Origin of the sequence: Streptococcus oralis subsp. tigurinus (assembly GCF_002356415.1) — a bacterium.
Lineage (GTDB): Bacteria > Bacillota > Bacilli > Lactobacillales > Streptococcaceae > Streptococcus > Streptococcus oralis_F.
Genome location: NZ_AP018338.1, coordinates 562,159 through 577,165, shown reverse-complemented (window position 1 = coordinate 577,165; position 15,007 = coordinate 562,159). Strand labels below are relative to the sequence as shown.

Here is a 15,007-nt window from a genome sequence, read left to right as displayed (position 1 = left end):
TTTTGTTTTTATAATCTATTTCTTTAATTTCAGTCTTGGTTCCATTCATTCTTGATAGCATGATAAGCTACAACAGGATCCTCAGCTTGGGTAATAGGACGTCCCACTACGATATAGTCACTACCGATTTGATAGGCGTCCGCTGGCGTCATGACACGTTTTTGGTCTCCTACCGCAGCTCCCGCTGGACGAATTCCCGGTGTCAAACAGATAAAATCTTTGCTTGTTGCTTCTTTGATAAGCTTGACTTCCTGAGCTGAGCAAACGACACCGTCCAAGCCCGCTTCAGCTGTCTTCTTGGCATAGTGAATGACCGATTCTTGAAGACTGGTTTGGATATTTTGAAAGTCTCTCATTTGTTCTTCAGAAGTTGAAGTCAATTGAGTGACAGCAATCAATTTTGCTTCTTTTCCAAGACCTTCACGCGCAGCCTTCATCATCTCTACACCCCCAGCAGCATGAACATTGGTCATGTCTACACCAAGCTGAGATAAGACCTTCATAGCAGATTTGACTGTATTTGGAATGTCATGTAGCTTAAGGTCCAAAAAGACACTATGCCCCAGTGACTTCAAATAACGGACAACTTCTGGACCTTCCGCATAATAAAGCTCCATCCCTACTTTTAGATAAAGACTTTCTTCTACTGGGAAAAGAGATAAAAATTCCTTGACTGCCTCAAAACTAGGAAAATCAAGAGCAATAACTGGACGATATTCACGCATACCTTTCTCCTTTTACCTTTAAGAGCAAGAGAGTATGGTCAAAAATAAACCACGAAAAAAGGAACCTGCCAACAGCAAGGTTCCACGAAAAATGGGTAGAGTTCACCCTTTCACCGTCTAACCTTAGCTGCCTCTCTGGACTGCTTTAAAGGTTTTTTTCTATTCTATTATTTATAGTAGGACTTGTCAAGCAAAAACTCGAAACTGGACTTCTATACCATTCAAAATCAAGAGGAAAAGTTAGTCTAACGACTCTGTGATTGCTGGCTCGTTTGGCTTTGATTTCTCTGTTCTTCTTGTTTTTTCTTTTCTTCTTCCTGTTTTTTCTTCTCAGCTTCCTGTGCCTCTTGTTTGGCTTTTTCCTCAGCCTCTTCTATCAGTTTATCCGCTATCGTATAGCTGTATACTCCAGCTTCCATATCGACTACACTCGGTTCTGACAATTGGGGCTTGATTTTGCTGTAATAAGGCAATTTTTTACTCAACTCTGACAAGGGAACCAATATTTCATCTGTATCCAGCATGGTGATTTTTAGAAGATCGGCAGTTGCCTTACTTGGAGCTAGTTCGATCTTCTGGATTTTACTCTTGATATCCTCACTGATGCTAGAAAGACCCGAAATCAGATCCTTCACCTGCTGCTCGTCATTAAAGGTAACTGTCAGATAAGTCTCAGGCAAGTTTAAGCGATTTACAGGAGTTGACTCAACCGCACCACTAGAAAGAATTGGATAATACTCTTCACCAGACACATAATAACCGACAATATCAAACTCCTTAACCTCAATCGTAAAGTTAGTCGGAAATTGATAGTCAATCTTCGCTGATTCTATCCAATGGTTAGACTTGATTCGCTCAGCGTATGTTTCTTTATCCAACAATAGAGCTAAAGTATAGTCACTATCTTGAATTCCAGAAGCCTGTTTGATGTCATCCGCCTGCGTGTTACTATTTCCCTTAACCTCGATATTTTTGATGGTCGAAAGTGGAGTCAACAGATAGACTGAAAAAAGGAGGACTAGGACACTCGGTACCAAGATACTCACAGCTCGCCAAATATGAACAGGCGCAATTTTAGGTTTGGCTGGTTTCTCTGTTTTTTCTTTTTTCTTCTCTTTTTCTTCTTTGACTTTAGAATCATCCTTTTGAGATTTTTCTTCTTTTTCGGATGATTCTTCGTCTGGAACAGTTTCGTTCTGGTCGGAATCACTTGATGACTTCTTACTTTCCTCTAACGACTTAGAGTTTTTCCCCATTCGAGCCTGTTTTTCCTTTTCCTTCTCCTCAGCTAGGGCAGCTTCTTCCTCAGCCTTCTTCTTTAGGTATTCCTGGTTTCGTTTCTGCCATTCAGACAATTCTTGCTTCTGGTTTGATTCTTTTTTCTTATCCTTTGACATTGATATTCCTTATGATAGGTCTTTTCTTAGTAGATCGTAAAAATCCGCAAGAGATTTCAATTCAGTTGATGCCTTCATGTTGGCTTGGTACTGATCCTTGTGACTAAGCAGGTGACTGACTTTCTCCTCCAAGCTTTCCAAGGTCAATTCTGTCTCTTGGAGTTCTGCTGCATAGCCCTTTTTAACAAAATAGGCAGCATTTTCAATCTGATCTCCTCGGCTCGCCTCACGTCCAAGAGGAACAATGAGATGGAGTTTCGCCATGGCCAAGAGTTCAAAAATCGTATTGGCACCACCACGCGTCACTACCACATCTGCCATCTCCATCAAGGGTTGATAGAGATCGGTCACATAATCAACACGAAAGAGATTTTGACTCAACTCATTGAGGTTTGAATCTCCAGTTAAATTGATAATATTGTAGCGCTCTGTCAACTCTTTTTTATGGTCTGTCACCAATTGGTTAAATACACGAGCTCCTGCAGAACCTCCGACAAATAATACGGTTGGCAATTTAAGATCAAAGTGGGTTTGGATATCCACCAATTCATCTGGTTCAGGAGTTTTTTGGTCCGAAACCTTGGTCACTGCTCCCACATGCTCGACTTTTTCGAGACCAGCAGCCTGCTCAAATGTTGAATACATCTTGGTCGCAAATTTATAGGCAATTTTATTGGCCAAACCCATAGATAGGTCTGATTCGTGAATAAAGACAGGTACTCCTGACACACGCGCAGCTATAACCGGCGGTACTGAGACAAATCCTCCCTTAGAAAAAAGAGCCTGTGGACGCAGTCGTAACATGATAAAGAGGGATTGGACAATTCCCCAACCAACTTTGAAGACATCCAGCATATTTTGCCAAGAGAAATAGCGACGCAACTTCCCAGTTGCAATAGAATGGAAGGTCACATTCAAACCTGACTTGAGGATTTCTTGGTGTTCGATTCCGTGTTTATCACCGATATAATGAACTTCCCAGCCGTCTTCGATGAACTTAGGCATTAACAAAAGATTGAGGGTGACATGTCCAACCGTCCCCCCACCTGTAAAGACAATTTTTTTCATATTATTCCTTTAACTCCGCTACTGTGTCGATAAAGAGGTCGCCACGTACTTCAAAGTTAGCATACATATCCCAGCTAGCATTGGCAGGGCTGAGAAGAACCACATCTCCTTGAGTCGCTAGCTCATAGGCCTTGTGGGTCGCATCAGCAATATCTGTCGCATCTACATAAGCCACACCAGCCTTATCCGCTGCCCGTTTGACACGTTCTGCAGATTGACCGAGGATAACCATCTGCTTGAGGCCTGTGATATCTGGCACCAATTCGTCAAACTCATTTCCACGGTCCAAACCACCTGCAATTAAGATAACCTTACTGTTGTCAAATCCTGACAAGGCTTTTTGAGTCGCTAAGATATTGGTTGATTTGCTATCGTTATAGAATTTGACACCCTGAATTTCATCCACAAATTGGAGACGGTGTTTGACACCACCAAAGGCTGAAAGAGTTTCCTTGATGGTTTGGTTATCCACACCACGGAGCTTGGCTACAGCAATAGTCGCAAGTGCATTTTCTACATTGTGGCTACCTGGAACACCGATTTCACTAGCTGCCATGACCACTTCTCCACGGAAGTAGAGTTGACCATCTTCCAAATAAGCTCCATCAACCTTTTCCTGTGTTGAAAATGGTACAACAGTAGCTTGTGTTTTGGTAGCCAATTCTTTTGCCAAGTCTTGGTTAAAGTTCAAGACAAGGAAATCAGCTGCTGTCATCTTGTTCTGAATATTCCACTTAGCTGCCACATACTCCTCAAAAGAACCATGATAGTCGATATGAGTTGGCATGAGGTTGGTAATAACCGCAATCTCAGGATGGAATTCTTGGACACCCATCAGTTGGAAAGAAGAAAGTTCCATGACGAGCGTGTCCTTGTCTGTCGCTGTTTGAGCCACTTGACTAGCAGGATAGCCGATATTTCCTGACAAAAGACCATGTTGGCCGGCAGCAGTTAAAACTTCCCCAATCATCGTCGTTGTGGTTGTTTTCCCATTTGAACCAGTGATACCGATAATTGGCGCTTCTGAGATTAAATAAGCCAATTCCACCTCAGTCAGGACTGGAATCCCCTTTGCCAATGCCTTTTCAATCATGGGATTTCTATACGGGATACCTGGATTTTTCACCATCAGAGCGAAATCTTCATCCAAGAGTTCCAAAGGATGCCCACCAGTGACAACCTTGATTCCCTCTTCCAGCAAGCTTTGAGCAGCAGGATTTTCCTCAAAAGGCTTGCCGTCATTTACTGTCACAATAGCTCCTAGCTTGTCCAACAAACGGGCCGCAGACTCACCAGACTTAGCCAAACCTAAAACAAGTACTTTCTTATTTTTAAATTGATCGATTACTTTCATGTCTCAAACTCCATTTCTACTTCTACTATTTTACCATTTTTATGGAAATAAAAAAGCCACAAAGTGTATTTGTGGCTCTTTCTTCTAACTTAATATTCTTTTATCATCTATGTGATAAATCGGTAACTCGAATAACTTGGTCCACTTGTTCCCAAATCAGAGGATTGTGGGTCGCAATAATAATAGTTCGATTCGGATTTTTTAAAGATTCTAGGATAGAAAGTAATTCCTCAGAGTTTTTGGGGTCTAAGGAAGCGGTTGGTTCATCTGCGAGAATCAAAGGTGGATCCTTTAAAATTATCTTCGCTAGTGCAACACGTTGTGCTTCTCCTCCTGATAACTCAAATATAGGTTGCTTTAAGTCCAAATAGGATAGGTTTACACGGTTTAGAGCTTGTTTCATCAAAGAGATTTTCTCTTTTTCTTTCAACTTTTTACCAACTAAACCCAGATTGAGATTCTCTTTAACCGTTTGGCTTTCAATTAAGCCAAAATCTTGAAATAAATATCCCAAGTAATCTCTAAAGAAAACAGAGGGCTTAATGTCTTTAAGAGAGGTGCCATCATAGATGATTTGCCCTTTGTCATATGGCTCTAATCGTCCAATCATATTCAAGAGTGTTGTCTTACCACAGCCACTTGTACCGATTAAGGCATAAATTTTCCCACCTTCAAAATGAAGATTAGTATCTGAAAATAGCTGACGGCTTCCAAATTTTTTAGATATATTCTTTAGTTCAATCATCCTATTTTCCTTTCATAATTGTCATAGAAACACGAGATTCTTTCTGCGCTTGACGGTAAAGCGTCAGAACTGCACTAACTAGAAAGACTAATAAAGTGAGCAAGCCAATTACCCAGTCTCTGCTGCGTAAAATAAAGAGACTAGCACCAAATACAAAACTGGCAAATTGACTAACCATATACTGAGCATGCGTTTCAAAAAATCGTAAACCTGAAATTCGTTTAATCAAGATATCTCGACGGAATTGCTCGAAATATAGAAGATTGACAGAATAAAAGAGTAACAAGGAACTGGCTATCCCCACAATAGCTCCTAAGATGAAAGTTGCTGTTTCAGTTTGCACTTCATTATAACGAGTTAGATAAACACTTCTTCCTTCTTTAAGATAGGATACTTGCTCATAAATTCCAGCTTCCTTCAAGAGAGCTAGTCCACTCTCATATCCTTTGATAAAGAGTCGATTTCCAGCATTAATAGACCAAACAGATTTTGAAATGAAACTATCACCTGTAGATGTAGGAGTGAACACAACTAAAATCGGATCGGTTAAGTACTGGACGGATACTGGACTTTCACCGTTATTATAAACAAACCGCTTTTCTCCTGTTGGAAGATAGCTAACAATCGCTCTCATTTCATACTCTAAAGGAGCGTCTTGGTCCTCGCTTGATTTTCCGTAGTAGTTCAAACTTTCTTCAAAAACTTTCTTAAGTTCTGCTTCCTGTGAACGAAGAGATTCTGGTAATAAGAGTCCAAATTCCCCTTTTTGAAGATGAGCTAGTTTCTGTCTAGTCTCATTATTGACAGACACATTTTCCTTGTCCAAATAACTTGGACTGACATAGAGAACATTAGCATCTGGACTATAGGTATCCAGTGTTTCCCCTTTTTCATTTTTTCCTTGAGGATTTGCAAAATGAATGAGATTATCTTTTACAAATAGAGCCTGTTCTTCTTCGATTGCTTCCTTGGCAAAGGCATACCACTTGCTCTGATTTTCTGTATCTTTTACTCTATCACCTAAGCCAAAAGAAATCTGGTAATAGTCTGCTCTATCCTTCCATGCTTGTTTTGAAATTTCAAGTTCTTTCAATCGTTGGTAAGACGTCAAACCTGTCTTAACAGCGTAGCCTACTGTAAAAACAGCTACTAACTGACACAATAGGGTTAAAGTCATCAAGCGTTTAAGGGGTAATCTTCCCTTAATAACAGGAACTAATGCTTTGTAACTCAAACTCATTAGATAAAGAAGCATTAGTAAAATTGAAATCGCCAATAAAAACAACAGATAGAAACTAATCCCAAAACCATAGGTAGCTAACAAGATAGGATAAAACAAACCTTGACTAAAAAGAACGACTCCCCCACCTAGGAAGGAAAGGAGGGCTGATAGAAGGAGCCATTTGATATCAGTAGATAAAGAATGCCCCATGATGGATAAGAGAGTCTGACCAGAAAAGAGTTTTATACCTGCTGCTCTCATTTCCTTAATCCGAGTAATAATCACCAGAGCAAAGAAAGATAAGCCAAATATCGCTAAACTAATTAAAATAAGGGGAATTAGTAACATTCTAAAAGCAAGAGTATAGGGCGGTGTCTTTCGGTCAGGAATTGCTTTATAACCCAAATCTCCTAATTTATCGGCTAGCTTTTCTTTCGTCAAGGAGCCTGATAAAATGAGATAACTATTTAGTGGATCACTACGTTCACGACTTTCTTGGCTAGCTTCTTGGAATTCTTTTGGTAATGTTCCCTTACCATAAGTTGCATAAGTAAAGTGAGTCGTCCCATCCTTACTCGGCTCTACGATTCTTCTAGCTATTAAACTCTGTTCTGAGTTTACAAACTTCTCCAATTCCTGTTCAAATACCTCACGCGTCGGTTCCTGAGTATCTTTTTTGACACGAAGCAAAGAAACGGAATCATAGCTTGCATATAAATATTGTGGCGCACGTAGGACAATAATCCAAGCAAGGAAGAAGCTGAGAAAAAAAGTTGATAATAATATGAATAGTTTCTTCATAGTAGACTCCTTGTGGTGAAAATTGATTTCAGGAGGTAAGATTTCAGAGTATGAAATCGGTTTCTATTATCGCAAATTTATCACCATTATGATAAATTGTCAATAGATTTTAGCAAAATATAATTATATTTTTTTGGACTAACTTTTTAAACTTCTATAACAATATAGAGCTCTTAAAATGTGGAAAAAAACTCACTTGAACAAAATATTTTTAGGTTTATTCCTTTTTGCAAGAAACGGAATCTTAGACTTTCCGTTGTGATAAAAATGCCTGAAAACAATAGATTTCAGGCATTCGGAAACTTTGAGACTATAGGCTCAAAGTTTAGGTATGGAATTTCGAAGAAAGTCGCTACCGTCCGTAATCACCTAAGGAAAGTCTTAAAAATCTTATTTTAAATCGAAAAAGAGAGCCGCAGCTCTCTTTCTATTTATCTTCTTTTACCCTTTTTTACAGGCATGAGTGTAATATCTCTCAAGCTAAAGTAGGCAAGGGCAAGCATGGCGATTGTGACAAAGAATTCTGTCGGTAATTGGAAGATTTGCAAGATGGACAACATCAGCAAAATCAAGAGTGCAACAACTACAAAGACCAAGATAACGATGTTGACTGTTCCTTTGATACTTTGGGGTGTCGCAAATACATAGAGTAGTAATAAGAGTATCCCTATGATTAAATAGACCATCTTTATCTCTTTCCTAGCTGTTACTCAGCTGATTTTTTCTTTTTGTTGGCTTTCTCACGCTCTGCCTTGTTGAGGATTTGCTTACGCAGACGGATGGACTCTGGTGTTACTTCCATGTATTCATCATCATTCAAGAATTCCAAAGATTCTTCCAGGGTCAAGATACGAGGTGTCTTGATAACAGCTGTTTGGTCCTTGGTAGCTGAACGGACGTTGGTCATTTGTTTCGCCTTAGTGATGTTAACTGTCAAGTCGTTTTCACGAGAGTTTTCACCAATGATCATTCCTTCATAAACCTCAGTACCTGGGTTGACAAAGATCGTTCCGCGTTCTTCAATAGACATGATAGAGTATGTTGTAGCCTTACCAGCATCAATTGATACAAGGGCACCACGATGGCGACCACCAATTTCACCAGGAATCACTGGCAGGTATTGATCAAAGGTATGGTTCATAATTCCATAACCGCGAGTCATAGATAAGAACTCAGTAGAGTAACCAATCAAACCACGGGCAGGAACCAAGAAGACCAAACGAGTCTGTCCATTTCCTGTAGCCACCATATCTAGCATTTCACCTTTACGTTCTGAAAGGCTTTGGATGACAGAACCTTGGTATTCTTCTGGTGTGTCGATTTGGACACGTTCAAATGGTTCGCACTTAACGCCATCAATCTCTTTTACGATAACTTCTGGACGAGATACTTGAAGTTCATACCCCTCACGACGCATGGTTTCGATAAGGATTGACAAGTGCAACTCTCCACGTCCTGAAACAGTCCATTTATCTGGTGAGTCCGTTGGGTCAACACGAAGGGATACGTCTGTTTGCAGTTCTGCTTGCAAGCGTTCTTCCACCTTACGAGAGGTTACCCATTTTCCTTCACGACCTGCAAATGGTGAATTGTTTACCAAGAAGGTCATTTGAAGCGTTGGCTCATCAATGTGTAGGATTGGAAGAGGTTCAACGGCATCTGTTGGAGTAATGGTTTCACCAACAAAGATATCTTCCATACCGGATACGGCAATCAAGTCACCTGCTTTTGCTTCTTGGATTTCACGACGCTCCAAACCAAAGAAACCAAAAAGTTTTGTAACACGGAAGTTTTTCGTTGTGCCGTCTAGTTTAGAAAGGGTAACTTGGTCCCCAACCTTCACACTACCACGGAAGACACGTCCGATACCAATACGACCTACGAAGTCATTGTAGTCCAAAAGTGACACTTGGAACTGCAAAGGCTCATCTGAGTTGTCTACTGGAGCTGGGATATGATCGATAATGGTATCAAAGATTGGTGCCATTGTTTTTTCTTGATCAGCTGGATCATCTGACAATGAAGATGTTCCGTTTATCGCTGAAGCATAAACAACTGGGAAATCAAGCTGGTCATCATCTGCACCAAGCTCAATGAAGAGTTCCAACACTTCGTCTACTACTTCTGCTGGGCGAGCTGATGGTTTGTCGATTTTATTTACAACCACGATTGGAACAAGATCTTGTTCCAAGGCTTTTTTCAATACGAAACGAGTTTGTGGCATGGTTCCTTCGTAGGCATCTACGACCAATACAACACCGTCAACCATTTTCATGATACGCTCAACTTCTCCACCGAAGTCCGCGTGTCCTGGTGTGTCCATGATGTTGATACGAGTTCCATTGTAAGCAACGGCTGTATTCTTAGCAAGGATGGTAATTCCACGCTCTTTTTCGATATCGTTTGAGTCCATAGCACGCTCTGCCAATTCAGTACGTGCATCAAGAGTTTCAGATTGTTTCAATAATTCGTCAACGAGGGTTGTTTTACCGTGGTCAACGTGGGCGATAATCGCAATGTTACGGATATCTTCTCTTAATTTTGTCATGATTTCCTCTAATATTTTAAATTTTTATTTCTAACTGAACAATTATACCACAGTCTCATTCAAAAATCACAGTTCAGCTAAGTGTAAATGTTTTCACTCTACTTTTCTAGTCAAGGCAACTCTTTTCAAAGTCAGAGACTTATGATAAGATAAGCTGGTATGCGTTTAGATAGATTATTAGCCCAAGAAATGATCAGTCGCAAGGCTATGAAACAGGCACTCCTGAAAAAAGAAATCCTAGTAGATGATTGTCCAGCCAACTCCCTCGCTCAAAATGTCGATACTGGATTGCAGAAACTAGTTTTTCAAGGACGGCAGATTCAAGGATACAAGCACACCTACCTCATGCTTCATAAACCAGGTAGAGTGGTGACAGCCAGTCAGGATAAGGACCTACCAACCGTCATGGACCTCCTTCCACCTGACATCCAGTCTGACCAGCTCTATGCTGTCGGCAGATTAGACCGTGACACGACGGGACTGCTCCTTCTGACAGACAATGGACCTCTTGGTTTTCAGCTCCTTCATCCCCAGTACCATGTCGATAAATCCTATCAAGTGGTGGTCAACGGACTGCTCACACCAGAACATATCCAAAAATTCAAAGATGGGATTGTCTTTTTAGATGGGACTACTTGTAAACCTGCAAAACTAGACATTCTGTCCGCAAGCCCAACAGAGAGCCGTGCCTCCATCACCATCTCTGAGGGCAAATTTCATCAAGTCAAGAAGATGTTTCTATCAGTTGGTGTCAAGGTGACTGCCCTAAAACGCGTCCAATTCGGTGATTTTACATTAGACCTAGAACTAGTAGAAGGGCAATTCCGTCCCTTGAATCCAGAGGAATTGGAAATCATTAAAAACTACTTAGAGAAAAGTGGATAAAAGAAAAAAGCTTTAAATTTAAAGCTTTTTTTGTTTTTACTTATCTAAAAACTAATGCGATGGCTGCAATCCAGTTAAGGACAGAAACTACAAGTCCTACGATATTGAGAATCTTTTCTGTTTTATAGTCTAGTCCAGATTCTTTTTGGTACGAAAAAGCCAAGACCAATCCTATGATCCCCAAAATCAGACCCACTATCGGAGATAGCAAACCAAGGACGATAGATAAGATACCTAAAATAAGTGAAGGTTTTTTCTTTTGTTGTGAATTCATATTATAAAATCTCCTTAAATTTAATATAAATGATGATACCTTAAAATGCTAGCTTTATCTATCATTCGACAGTTTTTAATAGAATGTTAGCTCGTTTTCACTTTCCCTTTCCAAGAATCCAATCCATAAGAAAGGATATAAATCTCAGAAAAACCTTGTTTTTTCAGATAAAGTGCTGCATTGGTCACTCGTTGTCCACGTTGGTTTTCGTAGAGAAGGACAGGTTTATCCTTGCGAAGGGCTGCAAGGCTTGACTTCAACTGATTTGAAGGAATATTGCGAGCTCCGAGGATATGTTTTCTGTGAAATTCTGCTGGTTCACGGACATCAATCAATTGCCCTTTCCGAATCAAGGCTTCAAATTCTGCATTGTCCACAATCTTAGCCGCACGACGAATACGAAGGTAGTTATAGCCCATCCATGCCACCATTGCCAGTATAAGTGCCCACAAAATCCAAGTAACCATTAGTTCATTTCTCCATTTTTCTCAATATAGTCTAATTCTATCTTGTGCTCCCTGCGGAGAACAGCTTCCGCTTCTAAGTAATCTAGCTTGTCCATGAGACCTGCATCATAGATCCGAGAGAGTTCGAGCTTCATCAGTTCAATATCATACAAGCGCTTCCCCATGTAAACAATAATGCCAAACTGTTTGAGAAATTGCTGCACATCATAGAATGTTTTCATAGCTTCCATTTTAGCAGATTCTAGACTTTTTTTCAATACTGGACCGGCTCTTTCCCCCCTATTTTCTTCGTCTTCATTGCCCATTCTTCCGCAAGTGTGGTACAATAAAAACATGAGAATTCAACAACTACACTATATTATCAAAATCGTCGAAACTGGCTCTATGAATGAGGCAGCCAAGCAACTCTTTATCACCCAACCCAGTCTCTCTAATGCCGTTCGAGACTTGGAAAATGAAATGGGTATTGAAATCTTTATCCGCAATCCCAAGGGCATTACCTTAACCCGTGATGGGATGGAGTTTCTCTCCTATGCCCGTCAGGTCGTTGAGCAAACGCAGCTTCTTGAGGAACGCTATAAAAATCCTATCGCCCACCGCGAACTTTTCAGCGTTTCCTCTCAGCACTATGCCTTTGTAGTCAATGCCTTTGTCTCTCTGCTCAAGAAAAGTGATATGGAGAAATACGAGCTCTTCCTTCGTGAAACTCGGACTTGGGAGATTATCGATGACGTCAAGAACTTCCGTAGCGAGGTCGGTGTCCTCTTTTTAAACAGCTACAACCGCGATGTTTTAACGAAAATGCTAGATGACAACCACCTCTTAACTCACCACCTCTTTACCGCTCAACCCCATATCTTTGTCAGCAAGACCAACCCTCTAGCTAAAAAAGATAAGGTCAAACTGGCTGATTTGGAAGACTTTCCTTATCTGAGTTATGACCAGGGGACGCACAATTCCTTCTACTTTTCAGAGGAGATTCTTTCACAAGAGCACCACAAGAAATCCATTGTTGTCAGTGACCGCGCCACCCTCTTTAACCTCTTGATTGGTTTGGATGGTTACACCATTGCAACAGGGATTTTGAACAGCAACCTCAACGGAGACAATATCGTTTCCATTCCACTGGACATTGACGACCCGATTGAACTAGTCTATATCCAGCATGAAAAAACCAGCCTGTCTAAGATGGGTGAACGCTTTATCGAATACTTAGTAGAAGAAGTTCAGTTTGATAGTTGATAAACCATCAGACATATTTTATAATATTTCTTAGAAAATAATGATTGGAGAATATCGTTGAAAAAGTTTATATTGGCAAGTGCTGTTGTCCTTTCAATGGCAGGATTGACCCAAGCACCTATCTACGCAGAGGAAAGCAACGCTAATCCTCCTGCTACCACCGAACAAAGCAACTCTAAGGAAGATAAGAAAGATCTTTCAACTAAAACTGAAGAGGAGGTTGCATCACTTCCAAAAGACAAGACAAAAGAAGAAGCCCCTAAAAAAGAAGGATGGCAGGAAGAAAACAAGCAGTGGCGTTTCTATGAAAATAATCAGCCTGTCCTAAGATGGAAAAAAATTCAAGATAAGTGGTTCTATTTTGACCAAGAGGGAAATCGACTCAGCGATACTATCTTTGACGGCTATGTTCTCAATAAAGACGGGGTCATGGTAGAAAATAGTTGGGTGGTTCTTGAAGGGAAATGGTACTACACCAGTGAGTCTGGAAAAATCATCCAGCAAAAATGGGAAAAAATCGGAGGAGTTTGGTACTACTTCGACAAAGATGGCGTCATGCTCAGTCAGACAATCGTTGATGGTTATCTCCTTACTAAAAGTGGGGCTATGGCTAACAATGGCTGGGTGAAGGTTGACCAAAATTGGTACTATGTCACACCATCTAGCAGAATCTCGCAAGACAAGTGGGAGAAAATCAACGGTTCTTGGTACTACTTTGATAAAAACGGCGTGATGCTCAGCCAGACAACCATTGGTGCCTACCTGCTTGACAGTAGCGGGGCCATGGCAGAAAACTCTTGGGTGAAAATCAATGAAAATTGGTATTACGCTAATGAATATGGGAAATATAGCCAAGACAAATGGGAGAAAATCAATGGTTCTTGGTATGCTTTTGAACAAAATGGAGTCATGCTTTCCAATAAATGGAAAGAAAGCTACTACCTCAAGGCCAGCGGGGCCATGGCGGAAAAAGAGTGGATTTTTGATAAATCCTACAATAGCTGGTTCTATCTAAAAGCGGATGGCCGTTATGCAAATCAAGAGTGGATTGGGGCATACTACCTCAAGTCTGGCGGTTATATGGCCAAGAATGAGTGGATTTACGACGACTATTACAAGGCTCGTTACTATCTGGACGATAGTGGACATTATGTTTCAGGAACTTACAAGATAGACGGCAAGGAGCACTTGTTCCAAAAATACGGCCAATGGATTTCTGAAGTTTCAACTGAAGGCGGATTTACAAAAGGCCAATATAGCAATACCATCTTCCTAGATCCTGGGCATGGTGGTCGAGATTCCGGTGCTTTTTACTACAATGTCGCTGAAAAAGATCTCAATATGCAGATTTACCGTAAACTTCGTGCTAAGTTAGAAGAACTGGGCTACAAGGTCCTCACCTCTCGTGATAGTGATATTGACGTTGATTTTGTTACCGAACGTTCTCGTATGGTTAATAAGACCAACTCTGATATTTTTATCAGTATTCACTTCAACGCTACTGGTAATACCTACTCAAAAGCGAGCGGTATTCAAACCTACTCCTATAGAGATGAACCTGATTATCCAAGTAAGATTAATCAATACTGGCACAATCACCCTGATCGTATGAGTGAAAGCAAACGCCTCGCCGCTGCCATCCACTCCTCTCTTCTAGCAGAAACAGGAGCTAAGGATGCTGGTCTGTTGGAGAGCAGCTTTGCTGTCCTACGCGAAACAGCCAAACCAGCTGTCCTCCTAGAGCTTGGTTATATGGATAATTTCACCGAAAACCAACAAATCAGAGATAGCCACTACCAAGATAAACTGGTCGCAGGTATTGTGAAAGGGATCCAAAAATATTACGCTGGTAAATAATAAAAAGTCTCGAGAAATCTCGAGACTTTTTATTTGTCTTCTTGTTTATCCTTATCAGGAAAGAGGTAGCCAAGTCCTACACATGCTAGCACACCGGCAGCAATTACCAAACCACTTGAAATTGGTAAGAGATCAAAAATAGCATTTACAATGACAAAGGCAATGATCAAGCACATCAGACTAGACTTGTAGTCTTTTTTCAAAAAGTTTTCTAGCGTAAAATAGAGGAACAATCCTACCGGAATGAGTGACCAGAGGTTGACATCCAAACTTGCCCATCCAACAGAGCCGAAATACAATACTAGCGCTGCTGCTACTAAAAATATAAGTCCCAATAATTTTTTCATTTTTTGTCTCCATTTTCTTTTTTTAGGAATTTGAGTTGTCTGGCACCAACCCTTCACGCCCCTTACAAAAATCAT

General features: G+C 40.6%; 15 protein-coding genes. 3 read left to right on the top strand and 12 right to left on the bottom strand.

Features of this window, described 5'->3' with window-relative positions; translation table 11 throughout:
• Positions 1 to 29: 29 nt before the first annotated feature.
• From pyrF to typA, 8 genes are all read right to left on the bottom strand, one after another.
• Positions 30 to 725, bottom strand: a complete 696-nt coding sequence (pyrF, locus tag STO1_RS02880) for an orotidine-5'-phosphate decarboxylase (protein WP_001209639.1) — start codon at positions 723 to 725, stop codon at positions 30 to 32.
• Positions 726 to 970: 245 nt separating this feature from the next.
• Positions 971 to 2,122: a cell division protein FtsQ/DivIB gene (locus STO1_RS02875; protein ID WP_033605933.1), complete on the bottom strand. Its 1,152-nt coding sequence runs from the start codon at positions 2,120 to 2,122 to the stop codon at positions 971 to 973.
• A 9-nt stretch (positions 2,123 to 2,131) separates the two neighbouring features.
• Complete coding sequence (locus STO1_RS02870; RefSeq protein ID WP_096421887.1) at positions 2,132 to 3,190, bottom strand: UDP-N-acetylglucosamine--N-acetylmuramyl-(pentapeptide) pyrophosphoryl-undecaprenol N-acetylglucosamine transferase; 1,059 nt, start codon at positions 3,188 to 3,190, stop codon at positions 2,132 to 2,134.
• A gap of 1 nt (position 3,191) precedes the next feature.
• On the bottom strand, positions 3,192 to 4,544 hold the full coding sequence (murD, locus tag STO1_RS02865) for a UDP-N-acetylmuramoyl-L-alanine--D-glutamate ligase (RefSeq protein WP_096421885.1): 1,353 nt from the start codon (positions 4,542 to 4,544) through the stop codon (positions 3,192 to 3,194).
• A 103-nt stretch (positions 4,545 to 4,647) separates the two neighbouring features.
• On the bottom strand, positions 4,648 to 5,289 hold the full coding sequence (locus STO1_RS02860) for an ABC transporter ATP-binding protein (protein ID WP_000571283.1): 642 nt from the start codon (positions 5,287 to 5,289) through the stop codon (positions 4,648 to 4,650).
• A gap of 1 nt (position 5,290) precedes the next feature.
• Positions 5,291 to 7,312 carry a bacteriocin-associated integral membrane family protein gene (locus tag STO1_RS02855; protein WP_096421883.1) on the bottom strand — a complete coding sequence of 674 codons (2,022 nt, stop codon included), beginning with the start codon at positions 7,310 to 7,312 and terminating at the stop codon, positions 5,291 to 5,293.
• 431 nt (positions 7,313 to 7,743) lie between these two features.
• Entirely contained in the window at positions 7,744 to 7,998 is a 255-nt protein-coding gene (locus STO1_RS02850; protein WP_000262659.1) for a DUF3165 family protein, read from the bottom strand.
• A 20-nt stretch (positions 7,999 to 8,018) separates the two neighbouring features.
• The gene (gene typA, locus STO1_RS02845) at positions 8,019 to 9,860 is read right to left on the bottom strand and encodes a translational GTPase TypA (RefSeq protein WP_096421880.1); all 1,842 of its coding nucleotides are present in this window, start codon (positions 9,858 to 9,860) and stop codon (positions 8,019 to 8,021) included.
• 159 nt (positions 9,861 to 10,019) lie between these two features.
• Between typA and STO1_RS02840 the strand changes: the two genes are divergently transcribed.
• Complete coding sequence (locus tag STO1_RS02840) at positions 10,020 to 10,745, top strand: 16S rRNA pseudouridine(516) synthase (protein WP_057488609.1); 726 nt, start codon at positions 10,020 to 10,022, stop codon at positions 10,743 to 10,745.
• A gap of 40 nt (positions 10,746 to 10,785) precedes the next feature.
• On the opposite strand, the gene STO1_RS02835 is transcribed toward STO1_RS02840, so the two are convergent.
• From STO1_RS02835 to STO1_RS02825, 3 genes are all read right to left on the bottom strand, one after another.
• On the bottom strand, positions 10,786 to 11,019 hold the full coding sequence (locus STO1_RS02835; RefSeq protein ID WP_007520408.1) for a hypothetical protein: 234 nt from the start codon (positions 11,017 to 11,019) through the stop codon (positions 10,786 to 10,788).
• An 86-nt stretch (positions 11,020 to 11,105) separates the two neighbouring features.
• A complete protein-coding gene (locus tag STO1_RS02830) occupies positions 11,106 to 11,486 on the bottom strand; it encodes a rhodanese-like domain-containing protein (RefSeq protein ID WP_007520409.1) in 381 nt (126 codons plus the stop codon).
• Positions 11,486 to 11,716 (bottom strand): YqgQ family protein, encoded by a 231-nt coding sequence (locus STO1_RS02825; protein ID WP_050540635.1) that lies wholly within the window; start codon positions 11,714 to 11,716, stop codon positions 11,486 to 11,488. The genes STO1_RS02830 and STO1_RS02825 overlap by 1 nt, the downstream gene beginning before the upstream one ends.
• A 103-nt stretch (positions 11,717 to 11,819) precedes the next feature.
• On the opposite strand from STO1_RS02825, the gene STO1_RS02820 reads away from it, so the two are divergent.
• Both STO1_RS02820 and STO1_RS02815 read left to right on the top strand, forming a co-directional pair.
• Positions 11,820 to 12,728 (top strand): LysR family transcriptional regulator, encoded by a 909-nt coding sequence (locus STO1_RS02820; RefSeq protein WP_096421878.1) that lies wholly within the window; start codon positions 11,820 to 11,822, stop codon positions 12,726 to 12,728.
• A gap of 57 nt (positions 12,729 to 12,785) precedes the next feature.
• Positions 12,786 to 14,585, top strand: coding sequence for an N-acetylmuramoyl-L-alanine amidase (locus tag STO1_RS02815; RefSeq protein ID WP_096421876.1), 1,800 nt, complete (start codon positions 12,786 to 12,788; stop codon positions 14,583 to 14,585).
• Between the two features lie 29 nt (positions 14,586 to 14,614).
• Here the strand turns inward: STO1_RS02815 and STO1_RS02810 are convergent, their stop codons facing one another.
• Positions 14,615 to 14,932 carry a hypothetical protein gene (locus STO1_RS02810; RefSeq protein WP_096421874.1) on the bottom strand — a complete coding sequence of 106 codons (318 nt, stop codon included), beginning with the start codon at positions 14,930 to 14,932 and terminating at the stop codon, positions 14,615 to 14,617.
• Between the last annotated feature and the right edge of the window lie 75 nt (positions 14,933 to 15,007).

Excerpts from the sequence above, each read along its gene's own strand:
- pyrF (WP_001209639.1), bottom strand. The coding sequence starts at position 725 with ATGCGTGAATATCGTCCAGTTATTGCTCTTGATTTTCCTAGTTTTGAG.
- STO1_RS02875 (WP_033605933.1), bottom strand. The coding sequence starts at position 2,122 with ATGTCAAAGGATAAGAAAAAAGAATCAAACCAGAAGCAAGAATTGTCT.
- STO1_RS02870 (WP_096421887.1), bottom strand. The coding sequence starts at position 3,190 with ATGAAAAAAATTGTCTTTACAGGTGGGGGGACGGTTGGACATGTCACC.
- murD (WP_096421885.1), bottom strand. The coding sequence starts at position 4,544 with ATGAAAGTAATCGATCAATTTAAAAATAAGAAAGTACTTGTTTTAGGT.
- STO1_RS02860 (WP_000571283.1), bottom strand. The coding sequence starts at position 5,289 with ATGATTGAACTAAAGAATATATCTAAAAAATTTGGAAGCCGTCAGCTA.
- STO1_RS02855 (WP_096421883.1), bottom strand. The coding sequence starts at position 7,312 with ATGAAGAAACTATTCATATTATTATCAACTTTTTTTCTCAGCTTCTTC.
- STO1_RS02850 (WP_000262659.1), bottom strand. The coding sequence starts at position 7,998 with ATGGTCTATTTAATCATAGGGATACTCTTATTACTACTCTATGTATTT.
- typA (WP_096421880.1), bottom strand. The coding sequence starts at position 9,860 with ATGACAAAATTAAGAGAAGATATCCGTAACATTGCGATTATCGCCCAC.
- STO1_RS02840 (WP_057488609.1), top strand. The coding sequence starts at position 10,020 with ATGCGTTTAGATAGATTATTAGCCCAAGAAATGATCAGTCGCAAGGCT.
- STO1_RS02835 (WP_007520408.1), bottom strand. The coding sequence starts at position 11,019 with ATGAATTCACAACAAAAGAAAAAACCTTCACTTATTTTAGGTATCTTA.
- STO1_RS02830 (WP_007520409.1), bottom strand. The coding sequence starts at position 11,486 with ATGGTTACTTGGATTTTGTGGGCACTTATACTGGCAATGGTGGCATGG.
- STO1_RS02825 (WP_050540635.1), bottom strand. The coding sequence starts at position 11,716 with ATGGAAGCTATGAAAACATTCTATGATGTGCAGCAATTTCTCAAACAG.
- STO1_RS02820 (WP_096421878.1), top strand. The coding sequence starts at position 11,820 with ATGAGAATTCAACAACTACACTATATTATCAAAATCGTCGAAACTGGC.
- STO1_RS02810 (WP_096421874.1), bottom strand. The coding sequence starts at position 14,932 with ATGAAAAAATTATTGGGACTTATATTTTTAGTAGCAGCAGCGCTAGTA.